Raw genomic sequence first — 14,071 nt, 5'->3', positions numbered from 1 at the left:
GGACGCGGATGGCTCCATGACGGGCCTCCCGACCCGGGACTACGCCATCTATGAACTGGTCGAGAACGTCGTCCTGTCCTCGCAGGGCATCCACCTGAAGCAGACCGGGATTCTCGAAGTGCCCGGCGGCGCGGCGTCACCGAATGTCGTGGGGACCGCGCTCAACAACGAGCGCCTGCTCGGGGCGGCCTTCTTCAACAACAACGAGCTGGTCGTGTCGGGGCAGACCGGCGTGTCTTACGGCCGCGTCACCAACAACGCTCAGGGCATCTACCAGTGCGGTCATACGGCACGTTCGTGGCCCCGGGCGGAGAGGTGCTCTTCGCCCTCGTGGGCGGACGTGGAGAGGGTCGTCGACCTGTGAGGGCATGAAGAAGCGCCGCGTTCCTGCGAAGGAGCGCGGCGCCTTTCGTGCAGCCCCGGTGCTGACTACTTCGTGTGCACCGTGACGTCAGCGGACAGGCCGGCACGCAGGGCCAGTCCTTCCGGCGGGTGCACCCAGGTGATGCGCACGGGCACGCGCTGCACCACCTTCACGAAGTTGCCGGACGCGTTGTCGGGAGGCAGCAGCGAGAAGCGTGAACCGGTGCCGCCGGACAGGCTCTCCACCCTGCCCTCCAGCTTCTCACCGGAGAAGGCATCCAGCTCCACCTCCACGCGCTGGCCGGCGTGCATGTGGCCCACCTGCGTCTCCTTGAAGTTCGCCACCACGTAGGTGGTGAGCGGCACCAGCTCCGCTACCGCCTGCCCGGGAGTGAGCAGCTGTCCCGCGTGCACGGACAGCTTGGACACCTGGCCGTCCGCCGGGGCGACGATGCGCGTGTCCTCCAGTTGGAGCTTGGCCTGATCCAGCGCCGCCTCCGCGCCCTTCACCCGGGCGTGCGCCAGCGCCGCGTTGGCCTGGGCGGCGGCGATCTTCTCGTCGATGGGAGCGCTCACATCCAGTTGGCCCTGCGCCTCCGCGACCTTGCTCTCCGCGGTGCGCCGGCCCTCCTCCGCCAGGGTGAGCTGCGCGCGGGCACCTTCCAGCGCGGCCTGCGCGGTGTCGTGGCCCGTCTGCGCATCATCCAGCGCGCTCTGCGCCACGACGTTCTGCTCGCGCAGGCTCTTCGCGCGCTCCAGATCCAACGCCGCCTTGCGGGCCTGCGCTTCGGCCCGGGACACCGCCGCGCGGGCGGAGGCCACCTGCGCCTGGGCGCTGCTGACCGCGGAGTTGCTGGTGGTGACGAGCGCCCTCGCGCTGGACAGCCCCCCCTTCGCCCCGGCGGCGGCCACGGTGGCCTGCGCGTCCGCGGCGACGGCCTGGGCGCGCGCGGACTCCAGCTCCGCCTCCGCCTGCTTCACCCGGGCCTCGTAGGGGCGCGGATCGATTTGGAGGATGACGTCGCCCTGGTGCACGGTGGCGTTGTCGGCCAGGGCCACCTTCACCACCGGGCCGGACACGCGCGCGGACAGGGGCACCACGTCCGCCTCCACCTGCGCGTCGTCGGTGGTTTCCTGCCCTGCGGTGAGCAGCTTGAAGCCGCCCAGGGACAGCAGGATGAAGGCCACCACGGCGCCCAGGATGAAGAAGCCCCGCTTGCCACGCTTCGCCTGCGCCTCGGCGGAGGGCGCGGGCGCCGCTTCGGGGACGAGCTGGGGGGCCGTTGTTGTCGTTGCCATGGCTTAGATCTCCACGTCGATGTGGGGCTTCTCGTGGGAGCCCCCGCCGCTGGGAGCGGCCTTGAGGAAGTAGATGAGCGGCAGCACCACCACGAACATCAGCGCCGCGAGGACGAACAGCTTGTCGAAGGCGAGCACCATGGCCTGCCGGGACACCGAGCCGACCATCATCTGGAGGCTGGCCGCCTTCGCGCCGGCGGCATCCAGGCCGTGCTGCATGAGCCCCTGCTGGGTGGCGGCCATGCGGCCCGCGACCTCCCAGCGCTCCGGGTTCAGGTGCGCCGCGATGGAGGCCTTGGCCGTCACCGTGTAGCGCGACAGGAGCGTGGTGAAGATGGCCAGGCCCATGGAGCCGCCAATCTGGCGCAGCAGCGAGTTGAGCCCGGTGGCGTCCGCCATCCGCTCGCGCGGGATGTTGGCGAGCGCCGTGGCGCTGAGCGGCACGAACATCAGGCTGAAGCCCACGCCCTGGAGGGCAATGGCGCTGATGATGTTCCCGGAGCCCGTGGCCAGCGAGAAGTGGCTCATCTCGAACGCGCCGAAGCCCGCGAACACGATGCCCGCGGCCACCAGCACCCGCGCCGGCACCTTGCCGTACAGCCGCCCGACAATGGGCATCATCACCAGCATCACCAGCGTGCGGGGCATCAGCGCGAACCCGGACTGGGTGGCGGTGAAGCCCAGCAGCTCCTGCATGAACACCGGCAAGAGGAACATGCTGGCCATGAGCACCGCGAACACCAGCGCGCTGAGCATCGTGCCGGAGGCGAACACCGGGTCCTTGAACAGGCGCAGGTTCACCGCGGGCGCCTCCGCCGTCAGCTCGCAGATGACGAACGCGATGAGGCACGTGGCCGCGAACAGCGCGCAGGCGATGATGAGGGGGGACTGGAACCAGTCATCCGCCTGCCCCTCCTCCAGGAAGTACTGGAGCGACGCGAGCCCCATGCAGAGCAGCGTGATGCCGGCCCAGTCCATGTGCTTGCGCTGGCGTTCGGCCTCCACGCGCGCGGTGGCGCGCAGCTGTTCGTCCTCCTGGACGAAGCGGGCCACCATGAAGAAGCCCAGGATGCCCACCGGCACGTTGATGAAGAAGATCCACGACCAGTGGAAGTTGTCGACGATGTAGCCACCCAGCGTCGGGCCGATGGCCGGGCCCACCATCACGGCCATGGCGAAGACGGCCATCGCCGTGCCCTGCTCCTTGGGCGGGAACGTCTGGCGCAGGATGGCCTGCTCGGTGGGTTGCAGCGCGCCCGCGCCCAGCCCTTGGAGGAAGCGGAAGAGCACCAGGGTCGGCAGGTTCCACGCGAAGCCGCAGAGGAACGAGCCCACGACGAAGAGCACCAGACACGCCAGGTACACGCGCTTCTGACCGAACAGGCGGCCCAGGAAGCCCGTGAGCGGCATCACCATCACCGTGGCGATGACGAAGCCGGTGGTGGCCCAGGTGATCTCCTGCACGGTGGCGCCCACCGCGCCGCGAATCTGCGGCAGCGCCACGTTGACGATGGACGAGTCGATGGCGCCCATCAGCGTGCCGAACGTCACCGACAGCGTGACGAGCCACTTGTTCGGCAGGGCCTTGGGTGTGGCCGCCAGGGCTCCGGGTGATGCGACGGAAGTCGCCATGTCGCTAGACCTCGATTCCCTTCAGGAAGACGCGGAGGACCTCCTCCGCCCAGGCCGAGGCGGGAGGGTTCGCGCGGTCGCCCTCGCGCACGCGGTCCAACGCGCCGCGCACCATGCCCATCAGCAGGGCCGGATAGAACGCCCTGCCCTCCGCGCGGAACTCCCCGGCCTGGATGCCGCGCGCGAAGACGGGCTCCATGCGCCGGTTCAGCTCCGCGAGGACACGGCTCTTGTTCTGAGTGCGGGCCGCGTCCTCGGGCAGCTGCATCATCACGCGCACGAAGGCGTCGTGCTCCGACACGTGGGCGAACACCGCCACCACGAAGGCGCGGAGCTGCTCGCGGGCGGACTGCCCCTCCACCTGGGCCAGCGCGACATCCAGCCGCTCCAGCAACGCCTCCCGGCGCTTCGCGCGCAGCGCCTCCAGCAGCGCCGCCCGGTCCGTGAAGTGGTTGTAGAGCGTCCCCACCGACACGCCTGCCTGCTCGGCGATGGACTCCATCTTCGCCGCGTGCAGGCCCTCCCGGGCGAACACCGCCGCGGCCGCCGCCAGGATGGCGTCAGCGGTGGCTTCCTTCAGGCGCGAGCGCAGCTTTTTGACAGGCGCCTCAGATTTTGAATCTCGATTCATTTCTTGAAGGGAGATTTAACCCTCTCCGTCCCGGAGTCAAATCGAGAGGGTGGCGAGGAGCGAGCGACCGGCCAGGTCCACGACCCGCATGTCGGGCGGTAGGGCTCTTTCTCCGAGGCGACTTGCTCAGTCCGCCAGTTCCCAAGAGGCCACGGTGTACCTGTCAGGAAACTCCCGGGACAGCGCCTCCCACGGCACCATTTCCTGATCCACCAACTCCAGGAACGAAATCCCCAGCGCCTCGCAGAACGCGAAGGCGCCCCCCGTGGACAGTGCGGCCAGGGCCTCATCCGGGGTGCGCCCCAGGAAGAGCAGGAGCCAGGCATGCCGACGCGCGCTTGTTCTCCGGTCCTCGACGGAGGGCTCCAGGTCCTCGCTTCGAAGGGTGAGCTTCGCCTGGTCCATGAAGAAGCCGAGGCTCCAATCCCCCCCTTCGTCGAACACCTCTACGAGCCGCTCCGTCAGCTTCCCAAGGGCTTCTCGGTTCTCACCCGGGCTGGCGAACGCCACCCATCGTGGCCCGGGGACCGCAGGTGTCGCCCCGGGGCCCGAAGGGGCGACGGCGTCCCCCGCCGGCTCCACGTCCAGCACGGCCTGAAGCCGGGCCCTCTCCAGGGTCTTGCGGAAAACCGCGGGGCTCGTCACCAGCGCGGCAAAGAAGTGGGAAGCCTCGGACATGGACGACTCGTGCGGTTGCGCGGTGGAGGGGCTTGGACCTCAAGGGCCATCGAACCGGCGAAGCCATTCGTCGGAAGTCTCTGGGGTGAATCGGTTCCCACCCGCGAAGTGCAGGGACCCCACGGATTCGACCCGGAGAGGCCGAAGCGCCTGGGCCACCCGGAGATAGGGCTCGGGAATACGGCCATCGTTCGCGTCGCCCATTCGAGGGCGGGAACCGGCCTGGATGAGCACACCTCCATCATATTCGCGGAGGGAAATCTCATCGCCCAGGGTCGCGACGAGGCCAGGGATTCCGCCCACCCGTGGAAGGAAACGCTCCCCGACGATCGTGAGCCAGTTGACGCCCTTGATGCCATCTCCCAGATACCGGGCATGGCTGAGAGGACTGTCCACCTCCAGTCCGGGAAATCGACGGGCCATGGCATAGACAGCGGGTTGGAAGTCACTTTCCACGCCCACATCGGGAGACTCCGCCAGGCCAGGCCCTCCGTACCCATGGATGGGATGAAGATGGTTGCAGAGCTCAAGCATCAGCGCGGGAAGACTCCCCGGATGGTCCGCGAACCAGGTCAGGGGCAGCATGAACGACAGGTGGCCCAGCGCCTTCTCCCAGTCCGGGGGACCAAAGGCTTCAATCCGGAAGTGACTCGCGGCCTCCGGTTGCTCGCCACCGTGGGTGGAGTACTCCCAGGCCTGATTGCCACCTCGCTGCGCCATCACCGCGCGAAGAGAGGGAACACGACTGGAGCCGTGGGGATACATCTTCCCGCTCTTGGGATGCACCACCCAGCGCAGGTGTTGGCCGAAGCATGCCTGGAGGCGCTCCACGCAGGTGAGCACCGCATCCCGGGTTTCCGGCCGGTGGGCATTCTCGAAATAGAGTGTGGCGAGGAGTCCCACCTGCACGACGACGCGGCCCTGACCGTCGCGCACGGCCAACTGCTTCTCCTCCGTGAAATCGTCGTCCGTTGTCATGGGCTCACTCCGTCCAGCGGCTGCCTTATCAAAAAGCAAGGACCAGGCGAGCGACAATCCCCGGAATCAGGACATCATCCGCCTGCGTCGCGCCGGTCGGCGCCAGGTCATCGAGGACGAGCGCGACCAGCGCCAGACTCAGCAAGGTCACCTCCCACCAGTTCGGCGCGGACACCGGCTCCGGTTGCTCCTGGGGCTGCTTGTCCTTCCGGCAGTTGCAGTCCTCCAACTTGAGGATGGTGAGCTTGCTCCGGTCGCCAGCGATCCTCTCGTAGGCCCTGCGTTGTTCGAGCGTCGGCGTATCGCCCGGAAATTTCATCTCGACGACATGCTGGATGTTGTTCTGGAGCGGAGGACTGCTCCCGTTCTTGACGATGACGACATCAGGCCGGCGAACCATGCCAGCATTCGCGGGCACACCGTTCTTCTTCATCCATCCCGGCACCCAGGCGTGCCCGCGGAGTCCACGATTGCCATCCATGATGGGTTTCGGAGGAGTCGACCGCATGTCGTAGCTGATCTCCGGCTTGTAGCGACTCTTGTTTCCAACACTGTCATCGATTCCCTGGAGGAGGGTGCTGACACACTGTTGTTTGAGCGCCCGGCCGTCTTTTCCCGTCTTGAAGTTCCCCACCTTGTTGCAGTGGCACATCAGCTCGCAAAGCACCTGCTTGTCCGTGGGCGAGAGACCCGCGCCACTCGCCCCGGGAGGCTGAAGCTCGGCGGGGCTCATCGAATTGCTCGGGCTCCCGTGGTTGTGCTGCATGGCATCACCCATGCGCGGGACGTTCTCGCCTTCGACCATCACGTCGAAGGAATAGCTCACGAAGGACGCCTTGCCCTTGATGCGTCCCGACACCACTCCGCCCCCCGCGGTGCCCGGTTCGTTGCCCGTGCTCAAGGCGAAGTAGGAGGATTTGATGGCGAGCGGCACGCCATCCACGAGCACACTCGAGGCTCCAGCAGCGGTATCGCTGGACTTCGCCTCATTCATATAGGGCACGGGTGAGGGGCTGGGTGTCGGGGTCAGACAGGGGTCTGGCCCCGCGAGCGAAACACCGTCCGACTTCTCGTGGACGACGGTGCGACCATTCACCATCACGGTGGTGCCCATGGCTCAGCGCCTCTCCGGCAAGACCCGGCAGACCGCGCCATGACCGGGTGGGGTGTGGGTGGCGACAAGGGCGCCTCCAGGGAGCCCGCTTCCGTGGAGGAGGCAGAGCGTCGCGAGCACCATCAGGAGGGGGCCGGTTGCCGCACCCACGTCGCCCAGACTCTCACTGGGATGAAGCAGCGAGGCGGCACTGGCCTGGTCCCTGAAAGCACGAAAGCGGGCGAAGGCCATCTCAAGGGCTTCGTGTTTCGAGCCGTCCATGTCGCTCAAGATGAGGCCAGGGCTTTCGTTGTTGGCGGCGCTCGAGCGCAGACACTCACGGGTGGCGCGAGTGAGGAGGGCTCCCGGCAGAGGACTCTTCTCGCCTTGCAGTGGGGTGCCTTCCCCCCACGCAGCCAATTGGGACAGTGCTCGGGATTGGGGCCTGAGCGGCTCCAGCACCAGGAATGCGGCCGCCTCCCCCGGGACCCTGCCCTCCACCTCCAGGCTGTTGCGGAGCCGGCACTGACGGTCGAGGTGCTCCACCGTCCTCGGAGAGCACAACGTATCCACTGCGCCCAGCACACATGCGTCGAGTTGCCCCTGCGCGAACAACACGGAAATCTGCTCCAGGGCCATGACCCACCCGGTGTGTCCTCCGGGGATCAGGGACACCCTGGGACTGCCTATCGACCGGGGAAACCGTTCCAGGAGCGCCTGCACCACCGAGGCGGGGAAGCTCCATGGCGAGGGCCGCGCCCCTGGCTCGGGGGTCACCAGGACCAGCCCCACGCGGTGGCGTGCGTTCCAGGAATCCGCCACACCCTGCAATGCCTCCGTGAGCGCCGCGACCGCGAGTTCCAGCAATCGGGCCTCTTCACCCACCCGAGGGTGGAGCGGAGCGATGGCGGAGAGCACGGCGCCCTCCCCGGTCCTGTCGACGATGAAGCTTTCGTGAAAGGCGTTGAACTTCGCCTGGACGGAGAAGAACGTCTCACGCGCGCCAGGCCCCACGGGAGTCCGGGCGCCGACCCCTGTGATGGCGAGCGGCCTCATGAAACCTGCCCCAGACGGACCCTGGGCTTGCCCTGGATGGAGACCTCCACGGAAGTGCTCGCCGAGCGAGGCAGGGGAAGCAGCGTCCGCCACGCCATGCTCACGCGCTTCTCATCTGGCATCAGCCACACGGCATCGAGGTCCGACTTCAATCCACGCTGGCGGTACACGACGTCATGAGAAGGGCGAGGCAGTTGGAACGCAGTGGGAACCTCGGGATGAAAGCCCTTCCACATCACGTCCTCGCCCCCCTTCAACGGCACGGCGGTGCGCAGGTACGGCGGCGCGACATGAAAGAAGCGCGGGTCGAAATCCCCTGGCACGAATGGGGCGCGCTCCTCACGCCAGCGATCGTCATAGGTCCCGGCGTGCTGCCTCCGGGGGCTCCAGGCAGGATGGACCGGACCGAATCCCAGTGTCCGCGCCGGCTCGCTGAAGCCCCGGTAGGGATTGTCAGCCCACTCCAGGTTCGGGGCGGCAACAGGCTCACGTGACGACGGACGTCCCGCGAGGAAGCCACGGCCAATCGGGTTCTCCGGCCAGAAGACCGACTTCGACGGGTCTGGGTCCGCACCACCAAAGGCCGTTTCCCACGTGAGCGGAAGCCGTACGAACGGCTGCGGGGAGCTCAACCGCCATCCCAACAATGAATTCTCGTTCCACCGCTCACCCCACACGCGCGCGGAGATGGAAATGGGGCCGACCCGCAGGGAGAGAGGCATGACCGTCATGGGTTCACCGTGCGCCGTCCAGGCGCTGCCCTGAACGAGGATGTCGGTGCCTGGCTTGCCGGTGTTGAAGTCGCCAGGCCTCTTCAGCTTCAAGGGCTGGCCGGGTTCGAATTCATCGCCCCGGGAGACGGGACTCTGCTCCCCCGCGGTCACCAACCGACCGTCCGGTTCAAAGGCGTAGGTGCACTTGACGATGACGACCAGCACCTCCTGGCCATCCCGATCCCAGGCGATCAGGTGTGATGCCGCGAAGGGGCTGTGATTGGTGACATGCATGGCGACTCAGCGCTGGCCGAGCTTCCGGGCCCAATGTTGGAGGGCTTTACGTTGTTGGCCCTGGAGCGACTCGGGGTCCGCGATGGGGGGATGTCCGGAATGAAGGGCAACTTCACGAAACGTCCACGCCCTCAAGGTTCCACCCTGGATTTCCAGGTCACGCAGACTGCGAGCAAGGCTCCAGGGCGCGCCATGCCGGATGCGCTGGCCCGCGAGCTGTCGCGGAGGCTGGGCTCGCCAGTGCCGAAGGGCCTGGGCGCGCAGGTCCTCGCGGTGCGCGTCTCGCTCGACGCGGTCCGCCTCCGCATCCGGGTCCAACGCCTCCCCATCATCGGCCACGTCCTCTTCGGGCTCGGGAAAGAGGCCCTGCGCGGGTGACCATCCAGAGAGGCACGCATAGGCCTCCAATGCCGCCGAGAGGACGCTCCGAGAGGCGCTCTGTTCAAGCCCCGCCACCACCACGGGCAGTGCCCTCGGGTCTCCATGAAAGCCCAGCGCCAGGAGCGCGAAGGACGCATGTGGCCCCTCCAGTTGCGCCTGGATCAGCTTGAAATCCTCGGGCTCCCCCAGAGCCGCCAACGCGGGCAGCAGTGTTTCGATGTGACGTCCTGCCCGGACGCAACCGCGCAAACGGGGGAGGCAGCGTGGAGGATTGATCTCCAAAAGGGCCAGGAGCGCGGCCTGCTCGAGGGCTGGCGTAGCAAGGGCATTGTCCAGAAGGGGAACCACCAGCGAAGGCGCGAGCCAGGCACCCGCCAGGAGGCAGGCAGCCCGGACCGCCGGCTGCTCGTCCTGGATGGCGCGTTGGAGAATCGCGGTCGCATGTTCACGGCGCCGCCCCAGCAGGAGAAGAAGCTCCGCCCGGACCTGGACCTGAGACTCGGAGCTGCTCTCGAAGCGGCGCCAGATCTGGGGCGCAAGCTCGCTGCCAGAATGCCAGAAGAGGGCGTCGAGCAGTGCGTTCCGAAACGGCGTCGCGCGTTCGCCTGAGAGGGCATCCAATACGGGTTCGATTTCATCGCAGCCCAGAAGCACCACCGCGCCCCCGAATACTTCTTCCTCCCATTCACTATCGAGGAGGGGCCGCGCCAATTCCAGGCTGCTTTCCCGGGAGTAACGAAGCGCATCAAGATGCAATTGGTGCCGCGTTTCCCACTTCGCGAGCTGCGCCCAGGAGGCGTGCCGCGTCCGAAGGAGGCGTTGATACCGGGCCCGGAAGTCACCGACGCCTTCGAGGTGTTGCCGAAGGAATGGCAGATAATAGGAAGGAGGGTTGGAGGACATTCAAGCCCTCCTCAATTGATCCGAACAGCACTTCCCTTCAACCGAGCCATCCCTGTCGAACGAACGGTGACGTCGGTTCCGCGCAATTGGATGCGCCCATCCTCTCGAATCTCCATCCGTCCTTGTCCGCACCGCAATTGGAGCGAAGCGTCCGCGGCATGCGCCTGCTCACCCACGACTCCCAGGATGAGGAGCATGTCTGGGGAGCCGACAGGCTTGCAGACCAGGACATGGGCCCCAGGGGCCGGGGGAGGAGCGGCGCAGATGCCCACGGGCAGGACGAGTTTTGCTGCCAATGATTGTGCTGAAAGCGCGGCGCATTGGACGAGGAGCGGCTCACCCGGCGCGCTGACCACTTGGGCGAGGTAGAGCGCTCCCGAAGAAGCCTGCTCCAGCGGAAGAGGAATTGGCAGGGCCTGCATGCAGCCTCCTTGCGCATTCAGCGTCTGCCCGATTCAAACCCTGGCATCTACGCAAAGGCAAGCCCCTCCCCATGAGGTCCGCCCAAACCCATGTCAGACAAAAATGACCTCCTCTGCTGACATGGGTGGGCTTCAATCCACTACGGCGTGAGCATGCCCAGCTTGGGCGCAGGCAGGTCCACGGACAGCTCCTGCGTGAGGTTGTCCGGGGCGTGGAAGCCCTTGCCGCTCACCTCGCCCGCGCGGAACAGGGCCCAGCTCTGGAGGCCGCGCTGGAACGTGCGCGTCATGTGCCACAGCTCCAGGCCGCTGTTGGCGACGAAGAGGTACAGCGTGCGCTTGGGGTTCCAGGGGTTGGGCAGCGCCACGGCGAGGCCGTCATCCGCGCGGCCGTACGTCTTGCCCTGCCAGCGGAAGTAGCGCCGGCCCAGCTCCACCGGCAGCTTCTTCTCCGCCTGGAGCCGCGCGAGCAGCCCGTTGTCCTCCGCGCCACCGAACACGACGAGGTCGCGGTCCGCCAGCTCCGCGTCCGTCACCTCCGCGTCCGGCTTGAGCGGGGCCAGCTTCTCCGGCGACGCGTCCGCCAACTGCTCGCGGTAGTTCAGCGCCAGCGTGCGCATGGACTCCACCTGGCGCGCGGAGCCGTAGACGAAGAGCAGCTTCTCCCAGTCGTCCAGCGTGTTGGCCAGGGTCTGGTAGCGCTCGCGGGCCACGGGGATGTCGTTGCCCACGTTGAACACCACGCGCACCGGCTTGTCCGCGACCTTCACCGTGAAGGTGTCGCTTGCGCCCTTCACCTCCACGCGCTCCAGCGTGGCGCCCTTCTCCGTCTGCACCTCCACCAGCGTGACGAACTGCCAGGGCTTGCCGGACTGCTCCACCTTCAGCGTGACTTCGTAACCCTCCTTCGCCTTCTGGGCGCGGGAGGTGAGGCGCGGCGCGGGCAGGCCCTCACGCGCCACCCACTGGCTCACGAGCGGCGCCACGTCCCGGCCCGCCGCCTCCGACGCCGTCTTGATGAAGTCCTGGGTGGACAGCTTCTTGTTCGCGAACCTCCCGTGCACCGCGGCCATCACCTGCGCGAACTTCGCGTTGCCCAGGGTCAGCCGCAGCTGGTGCAAGAGATACGTCCCCTTGATGCGGGGCACCGCGTACTGGCCATAGCGCCCGTAGTCCGTGCGCGCGGACGTGGGCACCACGTCGCCTTCGCGGGAGGAGACGTAGAGGTAGCGGGCATTGAGCTCCGCGAGCGCGTCCCGCTGCTGGTCGAACGCCTTGCCCAGCGCATCATCGCCTTCCGGCAGGTCCTTGAGCTGGGTCCAGTACGCGGCCGAGCCGCTGACGAACCAGTTGTCCCCGTCCGTGGCGGGGAACACCGTGTTGGCCCAGAGCTTCTTCTCGTCGAAGGCGAGCGCGTCCTTCACGCGGGTGAAGTCCTTCTTGGGCTTCTCCACCTTGGGCTCGGGCTTCTGCTGCGCCTTCGCGGCCTTGAGCTTGTCCGCCACGTAGACGGGGCTGAAGGCGGTGTAGCCCAGCGACAGGTGCGGCGTGGCGCCAGGCAGGTCCGGAATCCAGCGGCTGCCCACCATCTTCTCGCGCAGCGTCGTCTTGCCGAAGTGGGCCAGGAACATCAGCTTCTCCGCCATCTCCGACGTGGTGACCTTGCCGTCACACGCGTGGGGGCGGTTGATGGGGCTCGTCGCGAGCATCCGCGTGGCGCTCTCCACGTCGAAGCCGGCCTTGCCGTACCGGGCATAGGCCTCCTGGAAGGCGATGTCGCGGTTCCAGGTGTTGAAGGCCAGATCCACCGGGGCGTTGCTCGTGTTGGGCACGGACTCCTTGCGCACCTCCGGGTCGCGGTTGTTGTTGTTGGCCCAGATGAAGTCCTTGAGGTTTCCGGGCGTGTCGGCCTGCTTGCCCTTGCTGCCGGTGCGCCACAGGCGCGTCTTGTTCGTGCCCAGGAGCAGGCACGCGCCCTCGTCCGTCTTGGTGTCCGCCAGCGTCCAGTCGTTGGTGTACAGGCCGTTGTTGCGGTCCTTGAGGATGCGCTCCACGTCGTCGATGGACGACGCGTACTGCGCGGCCCGGCGGATGCGATTGCTCTGCGGGGTGCCGTCGATGTTGAAGGGCGTCTGGCCCACGGTCGTCTCACCGATGACGATGCCCGCGTCATTGAGGAACCAGTCCGCGCCGCTGTGGATGCCGCCCGGGAAGGTCTGCATCACGAAGCGGTGGCCCTTCGTCGGCTGCACGTCCAGCACCACGTCCCAGTGGACGCCGGTGTAGCCGTTCCACATGAAGATCTGCCCCATGACGACGCGGCCGTCCTTCGTCGCGGACTTCGTGGCGACGAACGACGAGCAGTGGTCACCCTCCCCCGCCCGGCCGTTCTCGTCCTCGCCCTTGAGGAAGGTGCGTCCGGACAGCGGGGACGCCGTCACGCGGTTGGCTTCCTCCAACTGGCCCAGGTCCACCGCGGAGTTGAGCGCGACGATGTCCAGCACATCCAGGTCGCGCTCCTTCGCGTCCGGGCCCTTGAACTTCGCGCCGGCCACGTTCGCGCCGTCGGCAATGCCCTTCATCTCCTCCAGGAACTCCGGGTCGAAGCGGCGCAGGAAGAGCGAGTCCGCGAGCAGGCGCACCTGCGCCCAGCCCTTCGCGGCGTCCGCCTTGTCCTTCTGGATGCCCAGCTTCTCGATGTAGCGGACGATCTCCTGCGACACGAGCTCACCGAACTGCCGGCCGCGCTCGTAGGGCTCGCCCTCGATGTGCACGTACACCCAGCCGCCGTCGTCATACCGGAAGCCCTTGCCGGCCCAGCGCACGCTCTCCATCGGGACGTACGCGGTGATGTCGTCCACCTCCTCCAGCTTCACGTCGTCGAACCACGCAGTGCCGGTGGCCTTGCCGTTGTGGCCCAGGTGCGCCTGCACGCGGTCGGTGGACTGGGTGGCGAAGAACATCACCTGCACCCGGCCGCTGGCGTCCGCGCCCTGCGGCGGCGAACAGTTGGTGAAGGGGAAGCTCTGCATGGACAGACATGCGCCCAGCGCCGTTGGGTAGCGCGCCTGCGCATCCGCCTGCACGCCCTTCGTGCGCACCCACGCGCTCAGCCGGTACAGGCGCCCCACCTGGAGCTTCACCGGCTCCGACTGCACGGTCGTTTCGGCGCCGCCCTGGGGGCTTTCGATGAGCAGCCCCCGGCTGCCTTCCGCCTTCGCGTCGGTGCTGGTGGACACCTTGCCCTGGCCGGACGCGGACCAGCCCTTCGGGAGTCCCGCGCTCGCGGTGGCCTCGAAGCCGGCGTTGGGGACGGAGATGGGCGCGGGGGCCGCCCACGCGGGGGCCGCGGCGCAGGCCAGCAGCGTGGAACCCAGCAGATGGGAGCGTTTCCACATCAGTCGGAGGTGGGGCATGGCGTGCTCGTCTCGTACCGGCAACGGGGAAGTGGGGCGCGGCATCCTGTCATGCCGACCGCGAGCGTGCAGGCCGCGAGGGACTCGTCTCTGTCTGGCCTGGTGGTGGGCGCATGTCGCACGCCTCATGGGGGCCCGGGCGAATTCGAGAGCAAGCCGCGGAGTGCTGACCTCCAGCGCGGAGGTTAGTTTCCGGGCGTGGTCATGAGGAC

Annotated in this window: 11 protein-coding genes; 1 reads left to right on the top strand and 10 read right to left on the bottom strand. The window is 67.4% G+C overall.

The genetic code is table 11. The features are described 5' to 3' along the window. The first annotated feature begins 16 nt into the window (after positions 1-16). Entirely contained in the window at positions 17-364 is a 348-nt protein-coding gene (locus D7Y13_RS05180) for a hypothetical protein (protein WP_147444258.1), read from the top strand. 65 nt (positions 365-429) lie between these two features. On the opposite strand, the gene D7Y13_RS05175 is transcribed toward D7Y13_RS05180, so the two are convergent. From D7Y13_RS05175 to D7Y13_RS05125, 10 genes are all read right to left on the bottom strand, one after another. After that, complete coding sequence (locus D7Y13_RS05175) at positions 430-1,662, bottom strand: HlyD family secretion protein (RefSeq protein WP_120583075.1); 1,233 nt, start codon at positions 1,660-1,662, stop codon at positions 430-432. A gap of 3 nt (positions 1,663-1,665) precedes the next feature. Then, positions 1,666-3,294: a DHA2 family efflux MFS transporter permease subunit gene (locus tag D7Y13_RS05170; RefSeq protein ID WP_120583074.1), complete on the bottom strand. Its 1,629-nt coding sequence runs from the start codon at positions 3,292-3,294 to the stop codon at positions 1,666-1,668. Positions 3,295-3,298: 4 nt separating this feature from the next. Further along, complete coding sequence (locus D7Y13_RS05165; RefSeq protein WP_120583073.1) at positions 3,299-3,925, bottom strand: TetR/AcrR family transcriptional regulator; 627 nt, start codon at positions 3,923-3,925, stop codon at positions 3,299-3,301. Between the two features lie 126 nt (positions 3,926-4,051). Next, positions 4,052-4,603, bottom strand: coding sequence for a hypothetical protein (locus D7Y13_RS05160; RefSeq protein WP_120583072.1), 552 nt, complete (start codon positions 4,601-4,603; stop codon positions 4,052-4,054). Between the two features lie 39 nt (positions 4,604-4,642). Further along, positions 4,643-5,539 carry a type VI immunity family protein gene (locus D7Y13_RS05155; protein ID WP_233595425.1) on the bottom strand — a complete coding sequence of 299 codons (897 nt, stop codon included), beginning with the start codon at positions 5,537-5,539 and terminating at the stop codon, positions 4,643-4,645. 70 nt (positions 5,540-5,609) lie between these two features. Next, a complete protein-coding gene (locus D7Y13_RS05150; protein ID WP_120532220.1) occupies positions 5,610-6,695 on the bottom strand; it encodes a PAAR-like domain-containing protein in 1,086 nt (361 codons plus the stop codon). Between the two features lie 3 nt (positions 6,696-6,698). Continuing rightward, positions 6,699-7,592, bottom strand: a complete 894-nt coding sequence (locus D7Y13_RS05145; protein ID WP_147444256.1) for a hypothetical protein — start codon at positions 7,590-7,592, stop codon at positions 6,699-6,701. Positions 7,593-7,726: 134 nt separating this feature from the next. Then, complete coding sequence (locus tag D7Y13_RS05140; RefSeq protein WP_120583070.1) at positions 7,727-8,737, bottom strand: DUF2169 family type VI secretion system accessory protein; 1,011 nt, start codon at positions 8,735-8,737, stop codon at positions 7,727-7,729. A gap of 6 nt (positions 8,738-8,743) precedes the next feature. Then, the gene (locus D7Y13_RS45105) at positions 8,744-10,021 is read right to left on the bottom strand and encodes a hypothetical protein (protein WP_147444255.1); all 1,278 of its coding nucleotides are present in this window, start codon (positions 10,019-10,021) and stop codon (positions 8,744-8,746) included. A gap of 562 nt (positions 10,022-10,583) precedes the next feature. Beyond that, positions 10,584-13,859 carry a C45 family autoproteolytic acyltransferase/hydrolase gene (locus D7Y13_RS05125; protein WP_120583068.1) on the bottom strand — a complete coding sequence of 1,092 codons (3,276 nt, stop codon included), beginning with the start codon at positions 13,857-13,859 and terminating at the stop codon, positions 10,584-10,586. Positions 13,860-14,071 lie beyond the last annotated feature (212 nt).

This window comes from Corallococcus praedator (genome assembly GCF_003612125.1).
Classification (GTDB): domain Bacteria; phylum Myxococcota; class Myxococcia; order Myxococcales; family Myxococcaceae; genus Corallococcus; species Corallococcus praedator.
The sequence above is the reverse complement of the archived record's forward strand: the minus strand, read 5'-3'. Positions and strand labels throughout refer to the sequence as shown.

Bases quoted from the DNA above. Each gene is read 5' to 3' on its own strand.
- D7Y13_RS05125 (WP_120583068.1), bottom strand. From the start codon at position 13,859: ATGCCCCACCTCCGACTGATGTGGAAACGCTCCCATCTGCTGGGTTCC.
- D7Y13_RS05150 (WP_120532220.1), bottom strand. From the start codon at position 6,695: ATGGGCACCACCGTGATGGTGAATGGTCGCACCGTCGTCCACGAGAAG.
- D7Y13_RS05140 (WP_120583070.1), bottom strand. From the start codon at position 8,737: ATGCATGTCACCAATCACAGCCCCTTCGCGGCATCACACCTGATCGCC.
- D7Y13_RS05170 (WP_120583074.1), bottom strand. From the start codon at position 3,294: ATGGCGACTTCCGTCGCATCACCCGGAGCCCTGGCGGCCACACCCAAG.
- D7Y13_RS45105 (WP_147444255.1), bottom strand. From the start codon at position 10,021: ATGTCCTCCAACCCTCCTTCCTATTATCTGCCATTCCTTCGGCAACAC.
- D7Y13_RS05160 (WP_120583072.1), bottom strand. From the start codon at position 4,603: ATGTCCGAGGCTTCCCACTTCTTTGCCGCGCTGGTGACGAGCCCCGCG.
- D7Y13_RS05175 (WP_120583075.1), bottom strand. From the start codon at position 1,662: ATGGCAACGACAACAACGGCCCCCCAGCTCGTCCCCGAAGCGGCGCCC.
- D7Y13_RS05180 (WP_147444258.1), top strand. From the start codon at position 17: ATGACGGGCCTCCCGACCCGGGACTACGCCATCTATGAACTGGTCGAG.
- D7Y13_RS05165 (WP_120583073.1), bottom strand. From the start codon at position 3,925: ATGAATCGAGATTCAAAATCTGAGGCGCCTGTCAAAAAGCTGCGCTCG.